Raw genomic sequence first — 237 nt, 5'->3', positions numbered from 1 at the left:
ACACGGCGGTCGGCCTGACGGGCACCTCGATAACGGTGACCGATGCCGGTGGCACATTGAGCCAGGACCTTGACGGTACCTTCGCCACGGACGCCGAGCTTGCCGCACTCAACACGGACGACGCCGACGCCGACCCGACCAACGAACTGAACACGGCGGTTGGGCTGACGGGCACCTCGATAACGGTGACCGATGCAGGCGGTACCCTGAGCCAGGACCTTGACGGCACCTTTGCCA

The 237-nt window shown here is 65.4% G+C and carries 1 protein-coding gene; it reads left to right on the top strand.

Annotation, left to right across the window (positions count from 1 at the left end; translation table 11 throughout):
• Positions 1 to 237, top strand: a 237-nt coding sequence (locus tag GTQ34_RS16670; protein WP_208103924.1) for a hypothetical protein, incomplete at both ends; no start/stop codon positions are given.

Origin of the sequence: Flagellimonas ochracea, assembly GCF_009903685.1 — a bacterium.
In the GTDB taxonomy this organism is placed as follows: domain Bacteria; phylum Bacteroidota; class Bacteroidia; order Flavobacteriales; family Flavobacteriaceae; genus Flagellimonas; species Flagellimonas ochracea.
The sequence above is the reverse complement of the archived record's forward strand: the minus strand, read 5'-3'. Positions and strand labels throughout refer to the sequence as shown.